Origin of the sequence: Pseudarthrobacter sp. CCNWLW217, from assembly GCF_037203985.1 — a bacterium.
Taxonomy (GTDB): Bacteria; Actinomycetota; Actinomycetes; order Actinomycetales; family Micrococcaceae; genus Arthrobacter.
Genome location: NZ_JBBCBT010000010.1, coordinates 154,202 through 160,709, shown reverse-complemented (window position 1 = coordinate 160,709; position 6,508 = coordinate 154,202). Strand labels below are relative to the sequence as shown.

Annotated in this window: 8 protein-coding genes; all 8 read right to left on the bottom strand. The window is 66.2% G+C overall.

The window, feature by feature from the left end; genetic code table 11:
* Positions 1-137 precede the first annotated feature (137 nt).
* The 8 genes from V9L18_RS13355 to V9L18_RS13320 all read right to left on the bottom strand — a co-directional run bounded on the left by V9L18_RS13355 (position 138) and on the right by V9L18_RS13320 (position 6,396).
* Positions 138-1,430, bottom strand: coding sequence for an MFS transporter (locus tag V9L18_RS13355; protein ID WP_337347649.1), 1,293 nt, complete (start codon positions 1,428-1,430; stop codon positions 138-140).
* A gap of 56 nt (positions 1,431-1,486) precedes the next feature.
* Positions 1,487-2,410, bottom strand: coding sequence for an SseB family protein (locus V9L18_RS13350; protein WP_337347648.1), 924 nt, complete (start codon positions 2,408-2,410; stop codon positions 1,487-1,489).
* Positions 2,411-2,430: 20 nt separating this feature from the next.
* Positions 2,431-3,177, bottom strand: coding sequence for a bifunctional 1-(5-phosphoribosyl)-5-((5-phosphoribosylamino)methylideneamino)imidazole-4-carboxamide isomerase/phosphoribosylanthranilate isomerase PriA (priA, locus tag V9L18_RS13345; RefSeq protein WP_337347647.1), 747 nt, complete (start codon positions 3,175-3,177; stop codon positions 2,431-2,433).
* Positions 3,178-3,231: 54 nt separating this feature from the next.
* Entirely contained in the window at positions 3,232-3,390 is a 159-nt protein-coding gene (locus V9L18_RS13340) for a hypothetical protein (RefSeq protein ID WP_337347646.1), read from the bottom strand.
* Positions 3,391-4,125: an imidazole glycerol phosphate synthase subunit HisH gene (hisH, locus tag V9L18_RS13335; RefSeq protein ID WP_337347645.1), complete on the bottom strand. Its 735-nt coding sequence runs from the start codon at positions 4,123-4,125 to the stop codon at positions 3,391-3,393. It abuts the gene before it with no gap.
* Positions 4,122-4,748, bottom strand: a complete 627-nt coding sequence (gene hisB / locus V9L18_RS13330) for an imidazoleglycerol-phosphate dehydratase HisB (RefSeq protein ID WP_337347644.1) — start codon at positions 4,746-4,748, stop codon at positions 4,122-4,124. Before hisB ends, hisH begins: the two co-directional genes overlap by 4 nt.
* 62 nt (positions 4,749-4,810) lie before the next feature.
* Positions 4,811-5,929, bottom strand: a complete 1,119-nt coding sequence (locus V9L18_RS13325; protein ID WP_337347643.1) for a histidinol-phosphate transaminase — start codon at positions 5,927-5,929, stop codon at positions 4,811-4,813.
* Between the two features lie 56 nt (positions 5,930-5,985).
* Positions 5,986-6,396, bottom strand: a complete 411-nt coding sequence (locus tag V9L18_RS13320) for a LysM peptidoglycan-binding domain-containing protein (RefSeq protein ID WP_337347642.1) — start codon at positions 6,394-6,396, stop codon at positions 5,986-5,988.
* Positions 6,397-6,508: the final 112 nt, after the last annotated feature.

Genomic DNA, 6,508 nt, shown 5'->3' with positions numbered 1-6,508 from the left:
GGGCATGGGTCCGGCCGCGAAGTACCCCGGCGCGTTCATCTGACCAGGCCTCCCCCACGCTGGCGCCCGGCGGGGGGCTCACCTGGGGGGTCCCCCCGCCGCCGTCGTCAATTTTGCGGGTCGTCATGCGGGTGTCGTCAGGCAGCGGTGCGGCTGCGCCGGCGCTGCTGGAGCACCAGTCCCACGAGGCACAGCACAACGCCGGCGACGCCGACGGACACGAACCCGCCGGAGGACCCCATACCGTCAATAAAAATTCCCGCGAGCGGTGCGCCGAGTGCCACGCCGGCAGTCAGCGCGGAACCGTACCAGCCCATTGCCTCTCCGCGACGTTCCTCAGCCACCAGGTCCGCCACTTTCTCGGACGCGGCGGACAACACCGGAGCGCACAGGAGGCCGGGCAGGATCGAGACGAACGCCAGAGTCCACGTATCGTGCGCGAAGCCCATCGGGATGGTCAGGGCGGCCATTCCCAGAAGAAGGACAATCGGCGAAACCGGGCGGTGCATGGCGCCATAAACGAGCCCGCCAACCACGGACGCAGCACACCAGAAAAGGAACACAATACCGATCTCGCTTTGGTGTCCGCCTGTTTCGAGAGCTGCGACGATGCCGACGTCCGTGCCGCTGAGCACCATCCCGGCGCCCGCCGCAACCGCAAAGACGGCCGCGACAGTGGCCGTGAACCACGCGAAGTTGTGGGCCACCCTTCCCCGGAGACCGGGTCCGCCATGGGTAGCGGCGGGCATCAGGTCTGCCGCCGCCTCCTGGACGTGGGCCGGTGCGGCGGAGACCACTGCAACTTCCGCTGCGTGGCGTTGGTCCGCCTCACATTCCTCGGTCTGGGCGACGCTCCGGGTGGGCGGGTTGAACCACATCAGGAACAGCCCTGCCAGTGAGGTGGAGACGCCAACGATGGTCAGCCCCAGTACGGAGTAACCACTGGTAGCCACCACGGCTCCGACGGCGGGGCCGATCATGAACACCATCTCGGTAGTGATGGAGTCCAGGGCGAAGGCGGTCCGCCGCTGGTCGCCGTCTGCCAGGACGCCCAGGGACTGGCGGAGGACGCTGAAGATCGGGAGGGTCAGCAGCCCGCCGATGAAGACCAGCGGCAGCAGCCATTCGTACGTCACATGGGGCACGGCAGACCAGATGACTGTTTCGGAAACCACCGACGGGATGAGGGCCCTTCGCAGGCCCACAGTGTCCACGCGCCGGCCGCGCCATGGCGCCCCGAGCGCTATGCCGATGGTCATCACGGCCGCGGCCGCCCCGGCGGCAGCGTAGCCTTTGTCCAGCGTCAGGACGATGTGCAGGGTCAGCAGGACGCCGGCGGCGGAGTGCGGGATACGGGCAATCATGCCTACGAGCAGCAGCCGCCTAATGGGGCGGACGGAGAGCAGCTCCCGGTATAGGGCGAAATTCACGGAAATTCCTTTGGTCTGCCGCGGGCAGCCCGAGGGGTCACCCCGCTGACCGTCAGCTATTGAACAGCGCGCCTCAACTTGATTTCGATCGAGTCAACCCGCTCCCCAAACAATACATTCCTGGACCAGGCGGATTGGAGGCCGGCCACAAGCTCCTGGACCGCGGCGGCGTCGAGGCCGTCCTCAAGGTAAAGCACCACCTGCAGTTCGGGACCCGCGCCCCCACCCGGCAACGTGTCACCGATCCCAGTTGTTGAGGCGACGCCGGCCCCAGGCAGGAGTCCGATATTCCGGACGGCGGGGAATCCGGTAGCAGCCTCCGCTATGGTGGCGGCCACTTCGCGGTCAAGGTAGGAGGGCACCCAGGTGCGTTGCTGGGCCAGTGCCCACACGGCAGGACGACGGACCACAAACGTGACCTCAGAACCGGGATCCAGCACCAGGAGTTCGGCCTGTTCCGACACTGCGGAGAGGGCAGCCCTCGCGGCGTACACAGCCACCGGCCGGGCATCCGGGTGCCAGTTGGACAGCGCCTGGGCGGATGTGAAGGCGGGCATTGCGGTCCTGCCGTCGGCTGCCTTCAGCATCACGAGCGCCATGTCCGCTTGCTTGTCAGCCGTCAGGCCGTCTTCGCCTTCGGCTTCTTCCGCGAGCTGGGCAATGATGGGGATAAACACCCTTGCTGTCGCCAGCGAGGCGACGACGGCCGCCTCGTCTCCGCTTCCGTTCCGAAGCGCCGCCACCGCGGCGAGGTATCCGGCGTCGGCCGTTCCGTCGTCGTCCTCGAAGTTGTGGATCTTCCCGTCGTCCCCGGCCAGGCTTCGGCCCTGCCACGGCCGGCCCGCCGAGTCTGCCGCTCCACCGGCTCCGGCGAGGGCTGCTGCGATGTGGCCGGGCAGGTGCCGCTGCGCCGGTCCGGCCGTGCCGGAAATGCTGCCGGACGCGCCGTCCAGGCCAGGTGCAGTGCCGTTCGGTTCCATCCTGTCAGGCTGACCGGGGCCTAGCGGCGGCCAGCGACGTCGAGGGCTTCGGGCAGCGTGAAGGCTCCGGCGTAGAGGGCCTTGCCCACGATGGCGCCTTCGACGCCCAGCGGGACAAGGGAACGGAGCACCTTGAGGTCATCGAGGCTGGAAATGCCGCCGGAGGCCACCACGGGCTTGCCGGTCTTCTCCACCATCTGGCGCAGCAATTCCACATTGGGCCCTTGCAGGGTGCCGTCCTTGGTAACGTCGGTGACAACGTACCGGGCGCAGCCGGCCTCCTCCAGGCGGCCGAGGACCTCCCAGAGGTCACCGCCCTCCTTGGTCCAGCCGCGGCCTGCCAGCGTGGTTCCGCGGACGTCGAGGCCGACGGCGATTTTGTCGCCAAAGCGGTCGATGGCCCGGGCCGTCCATTCCGGGTTTTCCAGGGCCGCGGTGCCAAGGTTCACCCGTGCCACGCCGAGGTCCAAGGCAGCTTCCAGTGATTCATCGTCCCGAAGTCCGCCGGAGAGCTCCACCTTGATGTCCAGGCGGCCCACCACATCGCGGAGGAGTTCTGCATTGGAGCCGCGGCCGAACGCGGCGTCGAGGTCCACCAGGTGTACCCATTCGGCGCCCTGCTGCTGCCAGTTGAGGGCGGCTTCCAACGGAGTGCCGTAACTCGTTTCGCTGCCGGCCTCACCCTGGACCAGCCGGACGGCCTGGCCGTTCACGACGTCGACGGCGGGGAGCAGTTCAAGAACCGGCAGATCGTTTGCGGTGGTCATCTCAGAATCCTCAGGTAGGTGTGCAGCTGTTAGTGGGAGGTGGCCCGGTGCGGGCTAGCTTCCGGGAAAGGTCAGCAGGGCGGCAGCCAGCAGGGACATGCCGGCCAGGACGTAGAAGCCAATTTGGGTCCAGAGCGGCTTGTGCTGCTGCCGGAAGGACAGGGCACCGCCCACCAGGAGGCCGGCGAGCCCCATCAGGACAATGGACCACATCTAGGCGTTGCCATCCGCGGGTGCAGGCTTCCGCAGGGCGTCCACCCAGTTGCGCAGGAGGCGGGCTCCGGCGTCGCCGGATTTTTCCGGGTGGAACTGGGTGGCGCAGAGCGGTCCGTTCTCCACGGCAGCGATGAACGGCGCACCGTGCTCGGACCAGGTGACCTTGGGCGGTGCCATGCGCGGCTGCACCACGTCAAAGTTCCATTCCTGGACGCCGTAGGAGTGCACGAAGTAGAAACGCTGGTCCTCGACGCCTGCGAACAACTTGGACCCTTCCGGCACTTTGACGGTGTTCCAGCCCATGTGCGGCACGACCTCCGCCGGTAGGAGTTCCACCTTTCCGGGCCACTCCCCCATGCCTTCGGCCTCGGTGCCGTGTTCCACACCAGCCTCGAACAGGACCTGGAGGCCTACACAGATACCCAGCACTGGACGCCCGCCGGCGACGCGCCGGCCGATGAGGCGGATGCCGTCCACGGCTTTCAGTTCGCGCATGACCGTTTCGAAAGCGCCGACGCCGGGGACCACGAGGCCGTCGGCGTTCAGTACGTCCTCGGGCTTGGAGCTGAGGATGACTTCTGCCCCGGCCCGTTCGAGGGCGCGCACGGCGGAACGGACGTTACCGGACCCGTAGTCGAGCACGGTGACGGTGGGCTTGCCTTCGGGCGATTCCGGCTTCTTCAGGGAAGCCGGGTCGATCACGGCGCCGTCGCGGAGGATCTGGCCGCTCACAGGGCACCCTTGGTGGACGGAATGCCTTCTACACGGGGATCGGGCTCCACGGCTGCACGCAATGCACGGGCGAATGCCTTGAACTGTGCCTCGACGATGTGGTGCGGGTCCCGGCCGGCGATGACGTTCATGTGCAGGCAGATGCCTGCGTGCAGCGTGATGGCCTCGAAGACGTGCCGTGTCAGCGACCCGGTGAAGTGGCCACCGATCAGGTGGTACTCCTGGCCGGCAGGCTCGCCGCCGTGAACCAGGTAGGGCCGGCCGGAGACATCAACTACCGCGTGCGCCAGGGCCTCATCCAGCGGCACGGTGGCTTCGCCGAAGCGGCGGATGCCGGCCTTGTTGCCGAGGGCTGTGCGCAGGACTTCACCGAAGGTAATGGCGACGTCTTCCACGGTGTGGTGGACGTCGATGTGAGTGTCGCCGGTGGCCTTGACGGTCATGTCAATTAGCGAGTGCTTGCACAGTGCCGTGAGCATGTGGTCATAGAACGGGACCGAGGTGTCGATGTTTGAGACGCCGGTTCCGTCGAGGTTGATCTCCACGAGTACTGACGATTCGCTGGTGGCACGCTCCATGCGTGCGATGCGGGACGCGGCAGTGCTGGATCCGGTGGAACTCATGGTCATATGTCCTTTGCGAAGAAGGAGTGATTGCCGGCGCGCGCAGCGCGGCTAACTCAAGTTTAGGCGGGCAGCTTTGCCTGGCTCGCCAGGATGGCTTCCAGGGATGTGAGGAAGGCAGTGGTTTCTGTCTCAGTCCCGGCTGTGACGCGCAAATGGCCGGGGATTCCGACGTCCCTGATCAGGACGCCGGAGTCCAGCAGCTGCTGCCAGACGTCGTGGGGCCGGTCCAGTCCGCCGAAAAAGACGAAGTTCGAGTCCGAAGCGGCGGGTTTGAGGCCCATCCGTGTGAGCTCCGAGACGATGCGGTCACGCTGCTTCTTGATGTCCTCAACATCGGCCATCAGCGCCTCGCGGTGCTGGAGGGCGGCCAAGGCCGTGGCTTGCGTGACGGCGGACAGGTGGTACGGCAGCCGCACGAGGCGCAGGGCGTCCGTCACTTCGGGTGCGGCAGCCATGTAGCCCAGCCGGGCTCCGGCGAGGGCAAAGGCCTTGCTCATGGTCCGGGTGACGATGAGGCGTTCCCGGCCCGGCAGCAAGGTCAGGGCGCTCGGCGTACCGTCGTGGGCAAATTCGTGGTACGCCTCATCCACAATCACGATGGTCTGGCTGTCCTCGCCGGCGGCGTACACGGCCTCCACAACATCCAGCCCCAGCCCTGTGCCGGTGGGGTTGTTGGGCGAACTCAGGAAAACGATGTTCGGCCGGAGTTCCTTCACCTGCAGGGCGGCTGATTCGGCGCTGAGGCCGTAGCCGAGCGCACGCTGGCCGGCAACGTACTTTGTGTCGGTGCCGCTGGCCAGTAGGGGGTACATGGAGTACGTGGGAGGGAAACCCAGGGCCGTGCGGCCGGGTCCGCCAAACGCCTGGAGGATTTGCTGAAGCACTTCGTTAGAGCCGTTGGCTGCCCAGATGTTGGCTGCGTCAAGACCGTGGCCAAGGTATTCAGCCAGCGCAACGCGGAGATCGGAAAATTCACGGTCCGGGTAGCGGTTCAGGCCGGCGGCTGCCTCGGTGACTGCTGCGCTGATCGCGGCCCGTACGTCCGCAGGAACGCCGTGAGTGTTTTCGTTGACGTTCAGCAGAATGGGAACATCCAACTGGGGAGCCCCGTACGGGGTCAGGCCACGGAGGTTGCTGCGGAGGGGAAGGCGGTTCAGACGCTCTAGCTGGTCATTCACCTGAACAGTTTAGTGCCGAAGCATGGACCCCGAAAATGTGACGGTCAGCGGCAGCGTCACTTCACAGGTACAAACAGCTGCTGGCCTGGCACGACAGCGCCGGCAGTGAGGTTGTTGAGCTGGACGATGTCCGCTATCACGTCGCGGGGATCGCGCTCGGGTGCAACCGCTGCCGCGATCGCCCACAGTGACTCCCCGGACTGTACGGTGACGGACACTGTCGGTGTGACTGAGAGATCGGCTGCGGAGTCTGCTGCCTTGGCGGGGGCGTTCAAGAATCCCGCCAGCAGGAAGATCAGGACAGCGAGCAGGACCAGCGGGATGCCGATCAGGACCACCCGTCCGCGTCGCGTCAGGCGAAGGGGCGGCAACTGCTCCTTGCCGGGGCGGACCTGCGGGACTGACGTGAGGTGCTGTACCGAGACGAACTGCGGACGGGAGTCCTGCGATGCTGAAAACGCTGACATGAAATGAGCCCTCCTGGACCATGCTTTGCTGCCCGGAGTGTTCCTTCCGCTTGTCCGGCGAAGCGGACGTTCCCGAAGTATTCGAATCTTCGAACGCTTCCGGAAGCGAATA